Raw genomic sequence first — 18493 nt, 5'->3', positions numbered from 1 at the left:
TCAGAGAACCTCCGGTTCGGGCGACGCGGCGGATCCGCCGTGCCGCATCGGCGATCCCTGGAGGCATCATGCTGGCTCCCATCGCCGCCATCACGGCGACTCTCACCCTGGGTGCCGCGCCTGCCGCGTCGAGTCTGGATGCGCTGGCCCGGGTGTACGACGAGAACAGTCACGTTCTCGCCGAAGCTCACTTCGCGTCGGCCGGTGACACCTTCCATGTCACGAAGCAGTCAGCGGACGGCGGGCGCGCCTACGTGCAGTACAAGTACATCCGGGCCGACGGCACATTCCAGTCCGGCACGCACCGGGGACGCGACACGGTCGGCGTGACGGTCACCTTCGATCATGACTTCGGGGAGAACCGGAAGGTCCTGTTCCGGGTCTGTGTCGAGGCGGCCGGGGACGACCATTGCAGCGGCACCGGCGACGGGGAGAACTGGACGATCGGGTACGCGTGAGCACTTATTGACTTTGGTCGATCACTCAGCCAGTCTGGGCAGCACAGCGCAGCCGCCGGAGCCACGCGGTCACGGGAGCACGGGCAGCTCCCGGCGAATCCATCGCAGTCGGCCGTCACCGTGTGACGGCCCGATCTTCCGGAGTGCTGAGCGCACATGTCCTCACCCGCACGAAACAAGCTCTTGATCTCTGCTTTTGCCGCTGCCCTTCTCGCGGCTCTCGCCGTGCTGATCGCCCCCGGCAACCCGGCCGCGGCGCACGGCAACGTGATCGGTCCCGCCTCGCGCAACTACGGCTGCTACGAGCGGTGGGGTTCGAAGTTCCAGGACCCGGCCATGGCGACCGAGGATCCGATGTGCTGGCAGGCCTGGCAGGCCAATCCGAACGCGATGTGGAACTGGAACGGACTGTTCCGGGAGAATGTGGCCGGTCAGCACGAGACCGCCATCCCGGACGGCCAGCTGTGCAGCGCCGGTCACACGGAGAATGGCCGGTACAACGCGATGGACACGGTCGGTGACTGGAAGGCCACGTCGATCGGCAACTCCTTCACGGTGCAGCTCTTCGACGGCGCCCGGCATGGCGCTGACTACATCCGTGTCTATGTGACGAAGCCGGGCTACAACCCGGTGACCACTCCGCTGAAGTGGTCGGATCTTCAGCTGATCACCACGGTGCCGAACACGCCGGCGGCGAACTGGACCCACCAGCAGTCGAACGGGGTTCAGATCGACATCCCGGTGAGCGTGTCGGGACGGTCCGGGCGCGCCATGGTCTACACGATCTGGCAGGCCAGCCACCTGGATCAGTCGTACTACTTCTGCAGTGACGTCAATTTCGGCGGCAGCCAGCCGTCGGCGTCGCCGTCCGCTTCCGCGTCGGCGTCACCCTCCGCTTCGGCCTCGGTCTCACCGTCCGTGTCGCCGTCGGTCTCACCGTCGGTGTCCACGCCGCCGGTCACCGGGGCGTGCTCCGCGAGCTACGGCGTGACCTCGCAGTGGTCGGGCGGATTCCAGGGCGAGGTGAAGGTGACCGCCGGCAGCGCGGCGATCAAGAGCTGGACCGTGACGCTGGCCTTCGGCGGCACTCCCCCGATCCAGCAGGCCTGGAACGCCACGCTCACGACCAGCGGAAACGCCGTCAACGCCACGAACGTCAGCTACAACGGCAGCGTGGCGGCGGGGGCGAGCACCAGCTTCGGTTTCCTCGGATCCGGGACGCCGTCCGCGCCGACGGTCAGCTGCAGCGCCACCACGTGACATCTCGCGTAAGACATCGAACTTTGTTACATTGACGTTAATGGGAGCGCTCCCAGCTTCCGCCCGTCCCCCAACACATCATCCCCAGGAAACGGAGGCAAAGCCCACCCGCGTGGCAACGGCTCCGTCCACGCCAGTGCTGTGTACTCCATCGACGGGGAGCGAGGCCGCCCCACCTCGTTCCCCGTCATCCCCTGCCGGCCGTCACTGGCGCGCCGCGCTCAACCCCAGCGTGCTCTGCCGCGGCAGCACCCCCGACGCCGCGATCCGCCCGGCCAGCGGTCCCGCGAGCTGCACGAACCGGCCCACCTCGGTGCCGAGCGCCTGCCACGGTCCGGCGGCCAGCTCACTGGTACGTTGCTCCAGCTCACCCCGCGCCTGCACACCCCGCTCGGTGGCCGTGCCGTCGGACCGGACCCAGCCACGGGACTCCAGCCGGCCCCGGGCCGCATCCCACTCGTCCGGCGTCCAGCCCCGGCTCGCGAACACCGACTCCGGAGCCGCCCCCACCGCGGCGAACGACACCAGCAGCTCACACGGGTCGAACCCGGACACCAGCGCCGCCGCCACGTGCCCGTCACCGCGATGCTCCCGCAGAATCGTGGCGGCCTGCCACAGGACGAGGTGCGGCTCCGCGGCCCAGGGCAGATCGGCGTTCGCGGCCGCCAGCGGACGGCCCGCCGTGGTCGCGGACTGCGCGGCCCGCCGCGCGAGCCGCGCCGCCTCGGCCACCTCCGGACTGCCCACCGCGGTGTCGCCGAGCAGCCCGCGCAGCGCCCGGTCGACCGCGACGAGACGGCGCTCCAGCACGGTGGCCGGGTCGCTGACCTGCCACGCCGCGGGGATGAAACGGGACACGAGCGCGGGACTGAAGCTGTAGAACGCCGACGACACCGCCACCGGCCCGGCCGCGCCGAGCGGTGCCGCCCGCCACGCGAAGTAGCTGGGCCAGCGGGTCTCGACGTCGTACCCGAGCTTCGCCGCCTCCTCACTGACCTCGGGGGCGTAGTAGAGGATCGCGTGCAACGGTTCCACGATCCGCCACAGTTGCCGGGCAAGCCCGTCGGCCGTGCTACCAGTCATCCGGTGATGAAAGCACAGAAATGCAACCTCAAAAGCAACACATATCACCGGGTACGCCGGGAGCGCAGTCCCCCGCTGACATCCACGCGGGCGGCCAGCGCACGCAGCCGCCGGCGCGACGACACTGTGGTCCAGCTGGTCCGGCTGGTCCGGCTGGTGCTCCGTGCTGTCCGAGCACACCGGCGACAGCACTGTTAACCAGCTCGTTTGGCCCGGCTGGCTAACAGTGCTGTGGCGCGCCCGGTTTGTCCGCGCTGAGCGCCAGCCGGCCTCGACGTTTCCAAGATCTGCGAACCCGGGGACCGCAGGACGCGACCCCGGCGACCGGAGCGCAGGACGGCGCAGGCAGCGATCCGCTACTCCTCCAGGACCCGCTGCGCTATCCGGAACGCCGTGTTCGCCGCCGGCACCCCGCAGTAGATCGCCGTCTGCAGGATCACCTCTTTGATCTCCTCCACCGACAGACCGTTCGTCCGCGCCGCCCGCACGTGCATCGCCAGCTCCTCGTGATGACCGAGGGCGATCAGCGCAGTCAACGTGATCAGCGAACGATCACGGCGGGCCAGGCCCGCACGGGTCCAGATCTCGCCCCAGGCGTACCGGGTGATCAGGTCCTGGAAGTCGCGGGTGAACGCGGTCGTCCCCGCCGTCGCCCGGTCCACGTGTTCCGGCCCGAGCACCTCGCGCCGCACCGCGATCCCGGCCGAGCGTTCCGGGTCGAAGTGCTGGTCCAGCAGGAACGCCACGACCTCCGGTGACTCGGCCGGCGCGAGGTGGGCGACGCCGTCGAGGACCACCAGGCGGCCGTGCACCACGCCGTCGGCGATCAGCGCGAGGTCGTCCGGCGGTGTCGGCTTGTCGGCGGCGCCGGCGACGGCGAGCACCGGCGCGGCGATCTCGGCGAGCCGGTCCCGCACGTCGAAGCCGGCCAGGGCCTCGCAGGCGTACGCGTAACTGGCGTCGTCCACGGCCCGCAACGCGTCCAGCAGCGGCTCCGCGACCTGCGGCGAGCGGTCGGCGAAGCCCGGCGCGAACCAGCGGTCGGCCGAGCCGGCGACGACCGCCGCGGTGCCCTCGGACCGGACCAGTTCCGCCCGCTCGTGCCACATCTCCGCGGTGCCGATCCGGGCGGCCGTGCAGAGCAGCGCGGCGGCACTCACCCGTCCCGGATGATCGAGCAGCAGCTGCAGGCCGATCGCGGCGCCGAGGGAGTCACCGGCGTACAGGAAAGAACTGTCCGGCCGCATCCGGTCGGCCAGGTCGAGCACCGACCGGGCCAGGTCCGCGACCGTGAACGGTCCGGGCGCAGCAGCGCTGCCGCCGTGTCCGGGCAGGTCGAAGCCGACCACGTGGTAACGGCCGTAGAGCCGGGTCGCGCACTGCCGCCACAACGCCTCGACGCTGGTGCCCACGGACGGGCCCAGCAGCAACAACGGCCGGTCCGGCGCCTCGGCGAAAACGGTGGCGCTCAGCATGCTCACTCCTTGGCGCGGGCGATGACCGCGTCGATGATCTGGTCGGTGGCGCCCCGGTAGGGCTCGTCCGGTGCGGCGTCCGGCGCGATCGACCGCTGCTCGGCGTCGATCCCGGGCCGGGCCGCCGTCAGGTTCGCGGTCATCCACGCGGTCTCCACCCGCAGGCCGCCGAGCAGTTCGGCGGTCTGCGCGCCGGCCGTGACGGTGTGCCGGGCGAGCGTGCGCAGCGCGGACCACTCGACGTGCCAGCCGCCGTCCGGGCGTTCGTCGACGGCGGCCGCCGCGCCGGCGTGCACGGTGGCGGCGAGCAGTGGCGCGACCAGCGCGGCACGGCGTACCAGGATGGAGAGCACCGGGTTCTGCTTGTTCGGCATGGCCGACGAGCCGCCGCGGCCGGCGACCGCGCCCTCGGCGAGTTCGTGGATCTCCGGGCGGGCCGCCACGAGGATGTCGTTGGCGATCCGCCCCCACGCGTCGGTGCAGGTCACCATCGTGTCGGCGGCGGCCGTGAACGGCGCCCGCGCGGTGTGCCAGGGATCGCGGACCCGCAGCCCGAGCAGGTCCCCGGTGGCCTCGACCAGGTCGGCGACGACGGCCGGCGATCCGGCCAGGGCCACCGGCGCGGCGAGGCTGCCGGCCGCGCCGCCGATCTGCAGCGGCAGGTCGGCGGCGGACGCGAGGCGGTCCCGCGCGTCGAGCACGCCGGTCAGCCAGGTGGCCGCCTTGAGGCCGAATGTGATCGGAACGGCGTGCTGCGTCAGCGTGCGGCCCGCCATCGGTGTGGCCCGGTGCTCACCGGCCAGCCGGACCAGCGCGGCGATCTGGTCCCGCAGGTCGGCGCGGATCCGGGTGAGCGCGTCCCGCAGGCACAGCATCAGACCGGTGTCGAGCACGTCCTGGCTGGTCATCCCCTTGTGCAGCCACTGCGCGGCGACCGGGTTGCGCTCGCCGAGCCGGGCCCGGAGCAGCTTCAGCATCGGGATCACCGGGTTACCGCCGGCCTCGGCGTCGCGCGCCACCGCCGTGACGTCGTCCGGGCCGATCAGCCCGGTCAGGTCGTCGCGGGCCGCCGGGTCGGCCACCCCGTGCAGCACGAGCGCGCTCAGCCAGGCGGCCTCGACCCGGACCATCGCCTCGAGGACCGCGCTGTCGTCGAAGATCCGGCCGGCCCGGTGGTCCCCCGGCCAGAGGAGGTCACTCACCGGACTCATGCCCAGGAGTCACGCAGACGCGGGTAGGTCAGGAACACCGTCTCGCCGTCGCCCTGCAGGCGGATGTCGAAGACCAGGCCGCCGGGCTCGCGACGGGTGATCAGCGTGGCGCGGCGCTCGGGGGCGACCGACTCCAGCAGCGCGTCGCCGGCCAGCAGGTCCGGGTGGTCCGGCAGGTACGCGCGGGTGAAGAGCCGGTCGAGCAGACCCCGGGCGAAGACGGTCACCGCGAAGAACGGGGCCCGATCCGGCTCGGTCGCGCCCGGCTCCAGGGTGAAGAACTGGTAGTGGCCGTCCGGGTCGGTGGCGGCGCGGCCCCAGCCGGTGAACGTCCAGCCGTCGCGGCGCAGCGAGCCCGGCGTGCGCAGGACGGCGCCCTGCGGGTCGGCCTGCCAGATCTCGATCACGGCGTCCGGGACCGGATTGCCCTCGCCGTCGGTGACCCGGCCGTGCAGGCGGACCGCCCGCGGGCTGGCCGGCGGGACCAGCTCGTTCATCTGCGGATATTCCAGGCCCAGGTGGAAGAAGGGGCCGACGGTCTGTCCGGGAACGGCGCTCATGCGTCGTGCTCCTCAGTGTCGCTCTCGAGCGGGGTGCGGTGGGTGCCGGTCAGGACGATGTCCCAGCGGTAGCCGGTGCTCCACTCCGGGGTGGTGACGTCGTGGTCGTACGCGGCGACCAGCAGCTCGCGGGCTTTAGGATCGGTGATCGACTGGTAGATCGGGTCCAGTGCGAAGAGCGGGTCGCCCGGGAAGTACATCTGGGTCACGAGCCGCTGGGTGAAGTCGTGGCCGAAGAGCGAGAAGTGGATGTGCGCGGGCCGCCAGGCGTTGAGGTGGTTACGCCACGGGTACGGCCCCGGCTTGATGGTCTGGAACCGGTACGACCCGTCCGGCCCGGTGATGCAGCGGCCGACCCCGGTGAAGTTCGGGTCGTGCGGCGCCGGGTGCTGGTCGCGCTGGTGCCGGTACCGGCCCGCCGCGTTCGCCTGCCACACCTCGACGAGCTGGTTCGCCACCGGGCGCCCGTCGCCGTCGAGAACCCGGCCGGTCACCACGATCCGCTCGCCGATCGGGGTGCCGGCGTGCTGGATGGTCAGATCGGCCTCGTCGACCGCGACGTCACGGTGGCCGAACGCGGGCGCCCAGAGCTCGACCGACTCCGGGTCGACCAGGTGCGCCGGCTGTTTCGGGTGCCGCAGGATCGAGCTGCGGTACGGGGCATAGTCGATCTTCGGTTGCGGTCCGCCCGGCTGCTGCGCCGCTGCCTCGATCTCCCGGTTGATGTCAGCTTGTGACGACTCCATGTTCACGCTCCGGACGCTAGGCGGCTGGTGCCGATCCGGCGATAATCTTCTTCCATTCAACGGAAGGGGGTGGTGATGGGGGCCACCGTGACATCGCGTGCCCTGGCCGTTCTGGGCGCTTTCGACGGGGAGCATCGGGCCCTGTCGCTGACCGATCTCGCCCGCCGTGCCGAGCTCCCCCTGGCGACCGCACATCGCCTGGTCGGCGAGCTGCACCGGTGGGGCGCGCTGGCCCGCGAGCCGAACGGCGACTACGTCATCGGGCGCCGGATCTGGCAGCTCGGGCTGCTCGCGCCGGTGCAGAGCGGCCTGCGCCAGGCGGCTTCCCCATTTTTGCACGATTTGTACGGGACGACGCTCGCCACGGTGCATCTCGCGGTGCGGGACGGCTTGGAGGTGCTGTACGTGGAGCGGCTCGCCGGGCATGTGTCGGTGCCGGTGGTCAGCCGGGTCGGGTCGCGGCTGCCGATGCACGCGACAGGGGTCGGCAAGGTGCTGCTCGCCCATGCCCCGGAGGAGATCCGCACCGAGGCCCTCACGAAACTGACCAGGATCACGGCGTACACGATCACCCAGCCGGCCCGCCTGCTGGAGCAGCTGAAACGGGTGCGCGCCGAGGGCTACGCGACGACCGGCGAGGAGATGAGCCTCGGCGCCTGCTCAGTGGCCGTGCCGGTGCGCAACGGCGACGCGGTGGTGGCCGCGCTCGGCATGGTCGTCCCGGATCTGCGCCGCCAACTGCCCCGGCTGGTGTCGGCTCTGCAGGTCGCGGCGCACGGCATCGGCCGTACCCTTGCGGGGTCTTCTTCCGTTCAGTGGAAATAGGGCCTTGCCCGGCGGCCGCCGGGTGCCGAACTCTGAGGGGCATGCGTACCCAGGTCGCCATCATCGGCGCCGGCCCGGCCGGCCTGCTTCTTTCCCACCTCCTCGCCCAGGGCGGGGTCGCATCGGTGGTCCTCGAGACCCGCTCCGAGGAGTACGTCGCGGCCCGGATCCGCGCCGGCATCCTGGAACACTCCAGCGTCGAGCTGCTTGAGAAGGCCGGGCTCGGGGACCGGATCCGCACCGAGGGCGACCACCACCGCGGGATCTACCTGCAGTGGCCGGGCGAGCGGCACCACCTGGACTTCGTGAACCTGGCCGGGCGCAGCGTGTGGGTCTACGGTCAGACCGAGGTCCAGAAGGACCTGATCGCGGCCCGCCGAGCCGGCGGCCAGGAGATCCACTACGAGGTCTCCGACGTGGCGGTCCACGACGATCACGTGACCTTCACCGACGCATCGGGGCAGAGCCATCGGCTGGATGCCGACGCCATCGCCGGCTGTGACGGCTCCTTCGGCCCGAGCCGGAACGCCGTGGCGGCGGCGGAGAAGTACGAGAAGATCTACCCGTACTCCTGGCTCGGGATCCTCGCCGACGTGGCGCCCTCCACCGACGAGCTGATCTACGCCTGGCACCCGGACGGCTTCGCCCTGCACTCGATGCGCTCCGCCACGGTGAGCCGGCTCTACCTGCAGGTCCCGAACGGCACCGACCCGCAGTCGTGGTCCGACGACCGGATCTGGGAGGCGCTCGCCACCCGCCTCGGCCACGGCCAGAACGGCTGGAAGCTCACCCCCGGCCCGATCACCGACAAGAGCGTGCTGCCGATGCGCAGTTACGTGCAGACCCCGATGCGGCAGGGCAACCTGTTCCTGGCCGGCGACGCCGCGCACATCGTCCCGCCGACCGGCGCGAAGGGCCTCAACCTGGCGATCGCCGACGTCGCACTGCTCAGCAAGGCCCTGATCGACAAAATCAAAAACCGCGACCCCCGAAAAGCCGACAGCTACTCCGACGACGCGCAGCGGCGGGTCTGGCGGTGCACGCACTTCTCCTGGTGGATGACGACGATGCTGCACACGTCCGGCGACCCGTTCGACGCCCAGCTGCAGTTGTCGCAGCTCAAGTGGGTGGCGAACAGCGAGGCCGGGGCGACCGGCCTCGCCGAGAACTACGCCGGGCTACCGATCGGGTACTGAGGAGCCCCCCGACGCCGGCGGGTTGGTCGCGTCGATCGTGGGCGGGGCCGGCGCGTGATCGACGGCCTCGCGGTAGGTGCCGGTCGGCAGCGTCGACGGCGACGCGTCCGGCGGCACCTGCCCGTTCGGCGCGGCCGGCTCACGGGCCAGCAGCCCCTTGCCGAGCGAGGCGAGCGTCGCCAGGAACGCCACGTTGAGGGCGGTCTCCCAGTCGAACGTGGTCACGTCGAACGCGCCGGCCAGGATCGACGCCGACAGCGAACTGAGGAACGTCTTCGCCAGCCGGACGATCAGATCCGGCCAGAACGCCAGGTTGGTCTGCTTCGACAGGTACTGCACGCCGGTGAGGATCACCGACGAGACGAAGGCGCTGACCGCGAGAGTGAGCGCCTCCGCCCACGGCAGGTCGGCGACCGAGCCGATCCCGCCGGCCAGCAGCGTCGCGAAGAAGACCTGCCCGGCCGACCACCCGCCCCGCTCCACGAAGTCGAGGACGACCGCTCTCCATTTCGGAACCACATCCGCCATGGCATAGACCGTCCTCGTTGCAAAGATCAGGAGTAATCCCCCGAACGGGTCAGTAGTGCGGTGATCGCCGCGCCGATTCCGGGGTGCACCGGATAACGCTTCCCGAGCCATTCGAAGATGGTCCGCGCGGCGGCCGTGTTGTGCGCGTATCCGGGGACCATCGCGGCCAGCGGCAGCACGTCCGCCGGGTAGGCGCGCTCCACCCGCCGGGTCACGTCGAACGGATCCCGGTACGGCGCTTCCCCGCTGCTCAGCCGCATCAGCGAGACGACCCGGTCCACCGCGTGCGACTGGATGAACCGGAAGGCGCTCAGCCGTTCCCCGCGCAGTTCACGGTGGAGACCGACATAGAGGTTGGTAAGCGCCTCGTTGAGGTGGAAATCGACGGTGTCGTACGGCGTGCGGGGCATCGGCGCCTCCGATTGGGCCAGCCCGGCCGGCACGTCCGCCCGCCGCCACACCACCCGCGCCGCACAGAACGGGATCCGGGCCAGCTCGGCGGCGGTCAGCACCACGTACTCCACGAAGACGCCGTCCTCGTACAGCGCCTTCCGGCCGTTGCGCTCGTGGGCGAAGCTGAACAGAAGCGGACACGGCGCTTCCAGCCAGTCGATCCGTTCCACGTACCGCCACCGCGCGTCGTCCTCGACGACCACGAAGAAGTCCAGGTCGGAGTGCTCATCCAGCCGGGCCCGCTGGGCGCCCGCCGAGCCGAGCCCGAGCACCGCGAGAGTGTCGTCCCGGTCAGCGAGGAAGGTGGCGAGTTCGTCCAGGCGGCGCAACGTCGGCTGCATCGTCACTCCTACAGATATCGGTGGATGTCCTAAGGAGCTTCACCGATCCCCCGCCGCAGTCCAACCCCTACGGTCGTTTCATGATCGAGGATTTGCTCGGGGGGCTTCCGCCGATCGTGGTCTACCTGGTGGTCGCCGCGCTCGTGACCTTGGAAACGGCATTGCTGGCCGGGCTCGTCCTGCCGGCCGCGACAGCGCTCATCGCGATGGGGCTGCTCGCCAACGCCGGCGTCGTCTCCCCCGTGCCCGCCCTGCTCGTCGCGATCGGTTCGGCTCTGCTCGGTGGCAACCTCGCGTACCACCACGGCTCCTTCATCGGCATGGGACGACATGCGGAACGGGCCGAGCGACTGTTCGAAAGATATGGCGGTCGTGCGATCTTCTTCGGTCAGTGGGTGGTCGGAGCCAGAACACTCATGCCTCGATTGGCCGCGCGTAACGGCGTACCCCTCAATCGGTTCTTGATCTGGCACACGCCGGCGGCAAGCCTCTGGGCTGTCTGGATGGTGGGCGCAAGCTACGCCGCCGGCGCAAGCTACGACGTTCTCGCGGCGCGCGCAGGGCGCGCGGCAGGCGCGCTCGCCGCGCTCACGGTGCTCATTCTCGGACTGATGCTTGCGGGCCGCTGGCTGGGTCACAACCCCGATCCGGTACGGGCGATAGCCGTCACCATCCGCAGATCAACCCCGTTCCGTGCTTTTCCGGCCGTCCGGTCGCATCCCATGGCGATGGCATCGCTGAGCCTCGGATTCCTGATCGCCGTCGCCGTTCTGCTCGTCGTCGCCGTCCCCGCCGTGATCCGTTTCTCCGGCCTGGCCGCGACCGACGAGGCGATAGCGGCCTGGATGCGCAGTCAGTGGACATCGGACGGCTACCTCTTCGCGCTGGAGACCGCGACCACGCTGGTCCCCGAGGTGCTGATCGCCCTCGCGGTGCTGGTGTCCCTGATCCGCACCCTGCGCCGCCCGGTCACATGGCGCTCCCTCGGCAGCGCGTTCGGGCCGGTGCTGCCCGCGGTGATCCTCGCCGTGGTGCTGGCGATGACGGTCCCGCCGGGATGGCGGGCTGCGGAGACGCTGGTCTTTCCCACACCGGAGGAATTCGGCGGGGCGCTGCCGCTGGACTCGGCGGCGGTCGCCCTCGCCACCATGTCCGCCGGTCAGACGGCGCAGGTCGCGGCGGCGGCGGGGCTGCTCGCGTGGCTGGTCGCCCGGGGCCTCCCCTGGCGGTGGAACGTGACGGTCTGGACCGTCGCGGCGACGATCGTGGTGTTCTGCGCGGGATCCTGGATCTACCTCGGCTGGAGCCGAACCAGCGAGACAGCGGCAGCGGTGGTGCTCGGGGTGGCGTGGGCCGCCCTGAACGCCTCGATCTGGTCGGGCGGCGCGTCCCGGCCTCCACAGCTTTCCGGCTCGGCGCTGGCAACGTTGCCGAGCGCAGGCACCGAGGGTGTGAATTTGGGGCGCGTTCCGCACCTCAAGTCCACACACAGCGGGTGATGCCCCCGGAGCGTGCGGTGCTCGGGTTAGCGCGCAAGGGTTCCTAATCGGTCGAGCGCCGTGATCGTCACCCGGAGTGCCGGCATCCGGAGTAGCGCTGGCACATGGCGGAAACCCGCTGAAGAGTTGGCGTCTCATGCTCACCCAACGTGCCGAGCAGTACATGGAAGCCACACGTCACGGCATTGCGGTAGCGCAGCACCACGACCAGCTCAGGGCCCACCCATGCCGCGATCTGCCAGGCGCGGCGGACCACACGCCGAGCCCGCAGGCATGGCCCCCACGAGCTTCACCATCCTATGACTTCAGCGCCAAGCCACCTTGGCCGCTCCAAACGCCGCGGTTACTCACGCGAATGAAGTCGTTGCAAGACTCATCTCGCCGCGCAAGCCGGAGTGCGGGCGGAGGCGACTCCGATCGCTTGACACGGGCGCTCCGGTGAGACTTCATCAGCTAGATTCGTTCGACATGACATGAGCTGGAGGCTGTGAATGGGTTCGCCTACCCCTTACTACCGGACGATCACTCAACTTTTACAAAGTCGTTCATTTTCGGTCGATGACTACCAGCGCGAGTATAAATGGGACAAACCCAACATTGATGAACTCTTGTCGGATCTTGTAGGCGCGTTCCAGAACGCTTACCGCGACGGTGACCCCCCGCGCGCAGTGAGCGGTTACCCCACCTACTTCCTTGGCTCGATTATCGTCACCCGTCGAGGCAGCACCGACTTCCTCGTCGACGGCCAGCAGCGGGTCACTTCTCTCACATTGCTTTTGATCTACCTTTATCGCGAAACTAAAGCGCGTGATTTGTCCGTTTTTACGACCATTGAGCCGCTAATTTTCTCGGACGATCTGGGTGAGCAGAACTTCAATCTTAAGATTGAGGACCGACTGCCAGCCATCCAGGCACTGTTCAACGGTGAAGACTATACGCCGGACGGCAAAGACGAGTCCACACAGACTATCGTCCATCGATACGGAGACATTCAATCTTCTGGGTTGAGTGACGAACTCGGACAGGCGCTTCCGAACTTCGTCTATTGGCTCTTGCGCAATGTTGGACTCATCGAGATCACCACAGAGAACGATACAGACGCCTACGCCATCTTCGAGACGATGAATGACCGCGGCAAACCGTTGAGCCCCGTCGACATGCTGAAGGCCTACCTGCTCGCGCCAATCGATGACCCAGATCGGCGCTCCGTGGCGAATCGGGTATGGCGAAAGACCGTACATGAGCTTACTTCTTGGGAGCCCGATCCAAATCCGGAGCGTGATTCATCATTCATAAAGGCGTGGTTGCGTGCAAAATACGCAGAAACCATCCGTGACCGCAAGGCGGGAGCATCCGACAAGGACTGGGAGCTAATTAGCACAACGTTTCATCGGTGGATTCGGGACCGGGCGACGCATGTTGGAGTGGGCGACGATAAAAGTAACTTCCTCCTGATGACGGAAGAATTCCCCTTCTTTGCAAGGGCCTACCGAAGGATCTTGGATGCGGGCCGCCGGTACACGGACGGACTCGAATCAATTTTCTACAACGCCCACAATGAATTCACTTGGCAGAATACCGTTCTTCTGGCCCCCCCTAAACGCAGGTGACGACGACGACATCCTTCACCGAAAAATCGGGGCAACGGCCACGTATCTCGACATTTGGCTGATGCGCCGCGTGGTGAATTACATTCGCGTTTCTTACTCGAACGTTAGTTACGCGATGTGGGTGCTTTGCAGGGACATCCGCAACAAACCCTTGAATGAGCTGATCGACATCCTTCAGGAGCGTCTCGAGGATGACGACGACGCCACTTTCGAAGGCAGCCCATCTCGAGGCAGAACCGGCATCGAAGGACTCTTCTTAAACCAATTCACCCGCCGGTACATCTTTCACTTACTGGCCCGAATAACCTCTTATGTCGAGGTCGGTTCCGGCAGACCTGAGCAGTTCGCAAACTATGTGAATCGGCGAGTCAAGAACCCGTTCGACATCGAGCACATCTGGGCAGCCGACTACTCTCCTTATATGCACGAATATCCAGAGGAACAGGATTTCTGGGACTACCGCAATCATGTGGGCGCCCTGCTACTACTTCCTGCCGACGTCAACCGAAGCTACCAGGACAAGCCATTCAAGGCCAAGGCTCCGCACTACGCCAAGCAGAATTTTTACGCCGCTAGCCTTACCGCCTCAACCTATGAACATCAGCCTCAGTTCATCGGTTTTGCCGACCGTGAAGGGCTGCCGTTCAAGCCTTACCGAAAATTCGGCGATGTCGAGTTGGGTGAGCGGATCGATTTAGTGCTCGCCTTGACCAATAAAGTCTGGGCCACTGATCGACTGGAGAGTTATCGGGCCTGAGGTTAGGGCATCTGCAGAGGTCGCCCGTCTGGAGATCCACCAACCTGAGCTAAGTAGATCCTGCCCTGGCAGGGGGTTCGGGGTATGTGCGCAGTTCGGGCTAGTACGCGCAGGCGTAGATGCAGCCGCGGTGATCTCCAGGGCGTTGAACCTTTCCCACTTGAGACGAACCCGGGAAAATCGTTGAGGTCGCGCTGTTTCGCCTTGCCGGTCCTGACCAGATTGCCGGTGGCGGCGCGGTAGGCCAGCCGGGTCATCGGCGAGCTTCCGGATCTGCTGGAGTTCCGCCGCGTCCGGCGAATAGAAAGACCAGGGCACACGGTACGGGCGTCGCCAGCCTCCCGGATGTGCCGGGCGGTCTCCTCGGCGCCTTCGCCGAAGCGCACCGCGTGGCGGGTGGGAGACTCGTGCTCCCCCAGGGCGTCGAGGAGCACGTGGAAGCCGCAAGTCACCGCCTTGCGGTAACGCAGGACCAGTACCAGGTCCAGACCCCACTCATGCCGCGACTTGGCCAGCCGGCGTGGGCCGCACGGGCAGCCCACGCCGGCGCCGGTTCGTCAGTGCCGGTGGCGCAAGGCGAGCGGGAAGGTTCCCTCGCCGACGGCGGTGAGTGTGCGGGTGTACTGCCTCAGGTAGGTGTCGAGGAACGGCGACCGGTCACCCTGGGTCGGCACGTCGAACCGCGGGTTCTGCAGCTCGAGATCCAGCCGCGCGCGGGTGATCTCGATGGTGTTGCCGCTCGGGGTGTCGCGCCAGTTTCCGCTGCCGATCGTTCCGGTCTGGACACCCAGCTGGTGGCCGGCCTCGAGGGTCCAGTCCGTGGACTTCAGGTCGAACGCCACCCGGCCGGCTCGTTCGATCAGCGCGACGTTCTCGTCGAACATCACCGCGGTCCCGTCCGGGGCGACGTCCCACAGCCGTACCATGACGTTGCCCGGCGCGCTTGCACGCAGCCTGACCTGCGGGGTCCCGGTGATCCGCAGCCGGGACGCGACGGGCGTGGACCAGCTGAAGTAGCTGTGCGTGTCGCCGGCCGCCGTCATCGGCGCGAGGCGTTGACCGGTGGGCGGGGCGGCATCGGTGAAGTGCTCCATGTCCCACTGCTGGCCGGCCGGGGCCTTCAGGGTGGAGGCGATGCCGTCGTCGACGTAGGTTCCGTCGGACAGGTTCGCCGTGGTCGATGACGACCGCATCGGCCAGGTCGGCTGGGCCCGCCAGGCGCCGGTGTTGTCCTCGATGGCGTAGGCCGGGTCGTGCACCGCCGGGCGGATGCCCTTCAGGAAGCGGTCGTAGAAGCGCATGACCTCGTCGAAGAATCCGGCGCGGCCCATCAGCAGCTGCCCCTGCTCGTTCGTCTCATTGCCGCGGACGTGCTCCCACTGCCCCAGCCAGCCCCGCTCGACACCGTGGTGGTTGTCGAGGAACTCCTGCATGTCCTCGGGCTTGGTGTTGTTCTCGATGAAGCCCTGGGTGACGAAGAGCGGGGTGTTCGTACCCCTGGCCTGGGCCGCGAGGTTACGGGCGCGCCAGTAGGACGAGTCCGGGTCGGGATTGTTGTTGTTGGTGAGGTTGTCGGCGAGGCACTCGGGGTGGCTCTGCTCGTACGCCGCGTTGGCCTGGTAGCGGGCGGTGTCGTCGGGCAGCGACCCCATCGTGGCGATGCTGTTGTAGGCGTTCGGGGTGCCTGTCACGTTGGGCCGCGGAACCCCGTTGCTGAACAGGTAGTTGTACATGTCCCACACCGGTTCCTGAGCCACGACGGCTTTCAGCGCCGGCATGCGCAGGTTGTTGCCGACCAGCCCGGTGACGGCGTCGTACGACTTGCCGTACATGCCCACTCTGCCGGTCGACCACGGTTGCGTCGCCGCCCACCGGATCGCGGCCTTCACGTCCGCCTGCTCACCCGGGCCGACCCAGTCGAGGCAGCCGGTGCTCCCGCCGAAGCCGCGCAGGTCGACCATGACGTAGGTGTAGCCGCGGGCGAAGAGGCCGGTGCCGCTGGTGAAGTCGGCGAAGCGGTTGGACGGGCCGGTGCGGGTCCAGCCCTCGGGGCCGGTCTGACCGGCATGGCTGAAGTACGAGCTGACGGCGAGGATCACCGGTGTCTTGGCGCGCGGGGACAGGTTGGCCGGCCGCAACACGTCGGCGTGGAGCTCGACACCGCTGTTGTCGGCGGAGGGGAAGTAGGCCTCGGTCCACACCGCGCCCTCCGGCACGCGGGGGTTCTCCTCGTATGTGACGCCTGCCGGGGCACCCGGCGGCGAGGCGACGGCGGCGGTCGCCGCGCCACCCACCGCGAGAGTGACAACCGTGATCAGCGCGCCGGCGACGACTGTTGTCCGTCTGCGTAGGCTCACTCGACCTCCAAGAATCGATCGGCATCTTTGCCGCTCCTGACGCTAGCCTGCCTGCCTTCCTTTGTGGAGTACGTTTTTGACCATTGAGCTGCGTCGATAGATTTGCCAGGATGACGCCATGACGACGGGTCGACGGCTGTTCTCGGCACTGTCCGTAGCGCTGCTCGCGGTGGGCGGTGCCCTCAACGCCGTACCGGCGACCGCCGCGCCGCCCGGCGCGGATCCGGACACACCGTGGCGCATGCGGCACTGGCCGCAGACACAGCCGTGGCAGGTCGACGAGGTGGTCGCCCTGGGCGGCGGCCCGGCCGGCGCGCCGCAGCCGATCGACCCCCAGCGCTACGAGCTGCCGGACACGATGACCTGGGACGATTATCGGGCCGTGCCGGGCACCGACTGGGCCGACCCAGCGGTGCGCGGCTCGGAACGCACCTTCAACGGCGCCCTGGTGCTGGTCGACTACCCCAACCAGCCGTTCGTGGTCACCCAGCCGGCGAACTCCACGATCTACGGCAACCCTTCCGGCGTACAGAATCTGGATCGCTCCGAAGTTCCGGCGTTCTACCGGGACTTCCTGAACACGCCGGGGACGCTCAACCGGGGCCACACCATCCACGAGTACTGGATGGAGGACTCGAACGGGCGCTTCGGGATCGACCTGAGCGCGTTCGGCGTCTACCAGATGCCGCACGCGAGTCACGAGTACGGCATCGAGAACTCCATGCAGCGTGGCCTGGGCTGCCCGGCCGGTGACGTGTGCGGCCGTGATCTGCGGGCCGACGCCCGCGCGGCCTGGATCGCCGCGGTCGGCGAGCAGGAGGCGGCCGCGTACGACTTCGTGTTCTTCCTCTCGGCCGGCCAGGACGAGTCGGCGACCTGGCAGGAGTTCGGCCAGATGAAGTTCACCACCAAGGAGGACGTCAGCGAGGAGTTCGGCCCGCCGGACGCGGCACTGCCGAACTGGAACGCGACCCGATACGTCGAATGGACGTCGTGGCAGGCCTCGGCGAACATCTGGCCGAACGCCACCCAGGGCAGTTCCCTGCAGGCGGAGAGCTCGGGCATGTCGACGTACGCGCACGAGTTCAGCCACATCCTGGGGATCGGCGACAACTACAACAATCCGTACGGCGTACCGGCGCGCCGCGATTACAGCGGACCGTGGGAGATGCTCAGCCGCGGCACCTTCAACGGACCCGGCGGACCGCACAGCCGGTGGCTGATCCCGGGAACCGCGGGCGCCTCGATGGGCGCACAGCACATGCTGCGCAACAAGATGAAGCTCGGCATCGTCGACGACGACGCGGTGCTGAAACTGTCCCGCGACGCGCTCGCCCAGTCCGGCGTCGTGATGACGCGGGTGACGGCGCGCGCGGTCGACCCCGGCGGGCGCCGGCTGGCCGGCATCAACGTGACCCTGGACGGCGGCGACCGCAGCCCCGCCTGCAGCCCCGCGACGGATCCCTACTGCGACGGCGGCGGGTACCAGAACTACACCCTCGAGGTCGTCGACCGGATGGGCTTCGACTCGTTCACCCCGGACTCCGGCGTGCTGCTGGCCAAGACGAAGGACGCGGACGCCGCGCCGTTCATCTGGACCATCGACGCCAACCCGCAGGACATCGACAAGGTCGATTTCGTGCTGCCGGACGGCACACCCCAGAAGATGACCATCGGCGACTACCGGCAGCTCTCCGATGCGCTGTTCCACGCCGGCACCGGCTCGGGCAGCCTGTTCGAGTACACGGACACGGCCAACCGGCTGCACTTCTACGTGCTCGACCGGAAGCGGGACCGGCACGGGGTGCTCTCGTACCAGGTCGCGGTGCGCTCGCTCGACGGCGCCGGGCCGTCCACCCGCGGTGTGCGGGCCTCGTCGGCCGGCGCCCGCCCCGGGCCGTCCGGCTGGGCCCGGTGCACGATCCCGATCCGCAACACCGGCCGGGACGCCGACGTCTTCCGGATCTCGGCGCCGGGAGCGGTGCTGCCCCGGGAAGTCGTCGGGGTGGCCGGGCGCCAGCCGGCTTCGGTCGAGGTCTACGTCAAGGGTGTGGCGAAGGTGCCGGTCGAGGTCAGGTCGGAGAGCAACCCGCGCGCGAGAGCCGTGACCTCCTGCACCGTGCGACGGTGACGT

General features: G+C 68.5%; 16 protein-coding genes. 8 read left to right on the top strand and 8 right to left on the bottom strand.

What is annotated here, in order from left to right; genetic code table 11:
• Positions 1-68 precede the first annotated feature (68 nt).
• Together AMIS_RS18060 and AMIS_RS18055 are read left to right on the top strand one after the other, a co-directional pair.
• Complete coding sequence (locus AMIS_RS18060; protein ID WP_014443787.1) at positions 69-458, top strand: hypothetical protein; 390 nt, start codon at positions 69-71, stop codon at positions 456-458.
• Positions 459-614: 156 nt separating this feature from the next.
• Entirely contained in the window at positions 615-1718 is a 1104-nt protein-coding gene (locus AMIS_RS18055) for a lytic polysaccharide monooxygenase auxiliary activity family 9 protein (protein WP_014443786.1), read from the top strand.
• Between the two features lie 204 nt (positions 1719-1922).
• Here the strand turns inward: AMIS_RS18055 and AMIS_RS18050 are convergent, their stop codons facing one another.
• From AMIS_RS18050 to pcaH, 5 genes are all read right to left on the bottom strand, one after another.
• Positions 1923-2801, bottom strand: a complete 879-nt coding sequence (locus AMIS_RS18050) for an SCO6745 family protein (RefSeq protein ID WP_014443785.1) — start codon at positions 2799-2801, stop codon at positions 1923-1925.
• A 356-nt stretch (positions 2802-3157) separates the two neighbouring features.
• Positions 3158-4276: a bifunctional 3-oxoadipate enol-lactonase/4-carboxymuconolactone decarboxylase PcaDC gene (pcaDC, locus tag AMIS_RS45090; protein ID WP_014443784.1), complete on the bottom strand. Its 1119-nt coding sequence runs from the start codon at positions 4274-4276 to the stop codon at positions 3158-3160.
• Between the two features lie 2 nt (positions 4277-4278).
• The gene (locus AMIS_RS18040; RefSeq protein WP_014443783.1) at positions 4279-5487 is read right to left on the bottom strand and encodes a lyase family protein; all 1209 of its coding nucleotides are present in this window, start codon (positions 5485-5487) and stop codon (positions 4279-4281) included.
• Positions 5484-6047, bottom strand: a complete 564-nt coding sequence (gene pcaG, locus AMIS_RS18035) for a protocatechuate 3,4-dioxygenase subunit alpha (protein WP_014443782.1) — start codon at positions 6045-6047, stop codon at positions 5484-5486. Before pcaG ends, AMIS_RS18040 begins: the two co-directional genes overlap by 4 nt.
• The gene (pcaH, locus tag AMIS_RS18030; protein WP_041829875.1) at positions 6044-6793 is read right to left on the bottom strand and encodes a protocatechuate 3,4-dioxygenase subunit beta; all 750 of its coding nucleotides are present in this window, start codon (positions 6791-6793) and stop codon (positions 6044-6046) included. The genes pcaG and pcaH overlap by 4 nt, the downstream gene beginning before the upstream one ends.
• An 87-nt stretch (positions 6794-6880) precedes the next feature.
• Here pcaH and AMIS_RS18025 point away from each other — a divergent pair, with 87 nt between their 5' ends.
• Complete coding sequence (locus AMIS_RS18025) at positions 6881-7618, top strand: IclR family transcriptional regulator (RefSeq protein WP_231859336.1); 738 nt, start codon at positions 6881-6883, stop codon at positions 7616-7618.
• Positions 7619-7659: 41 nt separating this feature from the next.
• A complete protein-coding gene (locus tag AMIS_RS18020; RefSeq protein ID WP_014443779.1) occupies positions 7660-8814 on the top strand; it encodes a 4-hydroxybenzoate 3-monooxygenase in 1155 nt (384 codons plus the stop codon).
• Here AMIS_RS18020 and AMIS_RS18015 read toward each other — a convergent pair.
• Positions 8797-9342, bottom strand: coding sequence for a hypothetical protein (locus AMIS_RS18015; RefSeq protein WP_014443778.1), 546 nt, complete (start codon positions 9340-9342; stop codon positions 8797-8799). The two genes, AMIS_RS18020 and AMIS_RS18015, sit on opposite strands and share 18 nt — an antisense overlap.
• A 26-nt stretch (positions 9343-9368) precedes the next feature.
• Entirely contained in the window at positions 9369-10136 is a 768-nt protein-coding gene (locus tag AMIS_RS18010) for a hypothetical protein (RefSeq protein WP_014443777.1), read from the bottom strand.
• 80 nt (positions 10137-10216) lie between these two features.
• Here AMIS_RS18010 and AMIS_RS18005 point away from each other — a divergent pair, with 80 nt between their 5' ends.
• From AMIS_RS18005 to AMIS_RS43695, 3 genes are all read left to right on the top strand, one after another.
• The gene (locus tag AMIS_RS18005) at positions 10217-11635 is read left to right on the top strand and encodes a DedA family protein (protein WP_014443776.1); all 1419 of its coding nucleotides are present in this window, start codon (positions 10217-10219) and stop codon (positions 11633-11635) included.
• A gap of 491 nt (positions 11636-12126) precedes the next feature.
• Positions 12127-13245: a DUF262 domain-containing protein gene (locus AMIS_RS43700; RefSeq protein ID WP_014443774.1), complete on the top strand. Its 1119-nt coding sequence runs from the start codon at positions 12127-12129 to the stop codon at positions 13243-13245.
• 61 nt (positions 13246-13306) lie between these two features.
• On the top strand, positions 13307-14002 hold the full coding sequence (locus AMIS_RS43695) for a GmrSD restriction endonuclease domain-containing protein (RefSeq protein WP_014443773.1): 696 nt from the start codon (positions 13307-13309) through the stop codon (positions 14000-14002).
• 557 nt (positions 14003-14559) lie between these two features.
• Here the strand turns inward: AMIS_RS43695 and AMIS_RS17995 are convergent.
• On the bottom strand, positions 14560-16359 hold the full coding sequence (locus AMIS_RS17995) for a CocE/NonD family hydrolase (RefSeq protein ID WP_014443772.1): 1800 nt from the start codon (positions 16357-16359) through the stop codon (positions 14560-14562).
• Between the two features lie 118 nt (positions 16360-16477).
• Between AMIS_RS17995 and AMIS_RS17990 the strand changes: the two genes are divergently transcribed.
• Positions 16478-18490, top strand: coding sequence for a M6 family metalloprotease domain-containing protein (locus tag AMIS_RS17990; RefSeq protein ID WP_014443771.1), 2013 nt, complete (start codon positions 16478-16480; stop codon positions 18488-18490).
• Positions 18491-18493 lie beyond the last annotated feature (3 nt).

It is taken from the genome of Actinoplanes missouriensis 431, assembly GCF_000284295.1.
In the GTDB taxonomy this organism is placed as follows: Bacteria; Actinomycetota; Actinomycetes; order Mycobacteriales; family Micromonosporaceae; genus Actinoplanes; species Actinoplanes missouriensis.
This window is presented reverse-complemented; position numbering and strand designations above follow the sequence as displayed.

What these genes read in the sequence shown, in the direction of transcription:
- AMIS_RS18050 (WP_014443785.1), bottom strand. Translation starts at nt 2,801, where the DNA reads ATGACTGGTAGCACGGCCGACGGGCTTGCCCGGCAACTGTGGCGGATC.
- AMIS_RS18005 (WP_014443776.1), top strand. Translation starts at nt 10,217, where the DNA reads ATGATCGAGGATTTGCTCGGGGGGCTTCCGCCGATCGTGGTCTACCTG.
- AMIS_RS43695 (WP_014443773.1), top strand. Translation starts at nt 13,307, where the DNA reads ATGCGCCGCGTGGTGAATTACATTCGCGTTTCTTACTCGAACGTTAGT.
- AMIS_RS18055 (WP_014443786.1), top strand. Translation starts at nt 615, where the DNA reads ATGTCCTCACCCGCACGAAACAAGCTCTTGATCTCTGCTTTTGCCGCT.
- AMIS_RS18010 (WP_014443777.1), bottom strand. Translation starts at nt 10,136, where the DNA reads ATGCAGCCGACGTTGCGCCGCCTGGACGAACTCGCCACCTTCCTCGCT.
- AMIS_RS18060 (WP_014443787.1), top strand. Translation starts at nt 69, where the DNA reads ATGCTGGCTCCCATCGCCGCCATCACGGCGACTCTCACCCTGGGTGCC.
- AMIS_RS43700 (WP_014443774.1), top strand. Translation starts at nt 12,127, where the DNA reads ATGGGTTCGCCTACCCCTTACTACCGGACGATCACTCAACTTTTACAA.
- AMIS_RS17990 (WP_014443771.1), top strand. Translation starts at nt 16,478, where the DNA reads ATGACGACGGGTCGACGGCTGTTCTCGGCACTGTCCGTAGCGCTGCTC.
- pcaH (WP_041829875.1), bottom strand. Translation starts at nt 6,793, where the DNA reads ATGGAGTCGTCACAAGCTGACATCAACCGGGAGATCGAGGCAGCGGCG.
- pcaG (WP_014443782.1), bottom strand. Translation starts at nt 6,047, where the DNA reads ATGAGCGCCGTTCCCGGACAGACCGTCGGCCCCTTCTTCCACCTGGGC.
- pcaDC (WP_014443784.1), bottom strand. Translation starts at nt 4,276, where the DNA reads ATGCTGAGCGCCACCGTTTTCGCCGAGGCGCCGGACCGGCCGTTGTTG.
- AMIS_RS18040 (WP_014443783.1), bottom strand. Translation starts at nt 5,487, where the DNA reads ATGAGTCCGGTGAGTGACCTCCTCTGGCCGGGGGACCACCGGGCCGGC.
- AMIS_RS18015 (WP_014443778.1), bottom strand. Translation starts at nt 9,342, where the DNA reads ATGGCGGATGTGGTTCCGAAATGGAGAGCGGTCGTCCTCGACTTCGTG.
- AMIS_RS18020 (WP_014443779.1), top strand. Translation starts at nt 7,660, where the DNA reads ATGCGTACCCAGGTCGCCATCATCGGCGCCGGCCCGGCCGGCCTGCTT.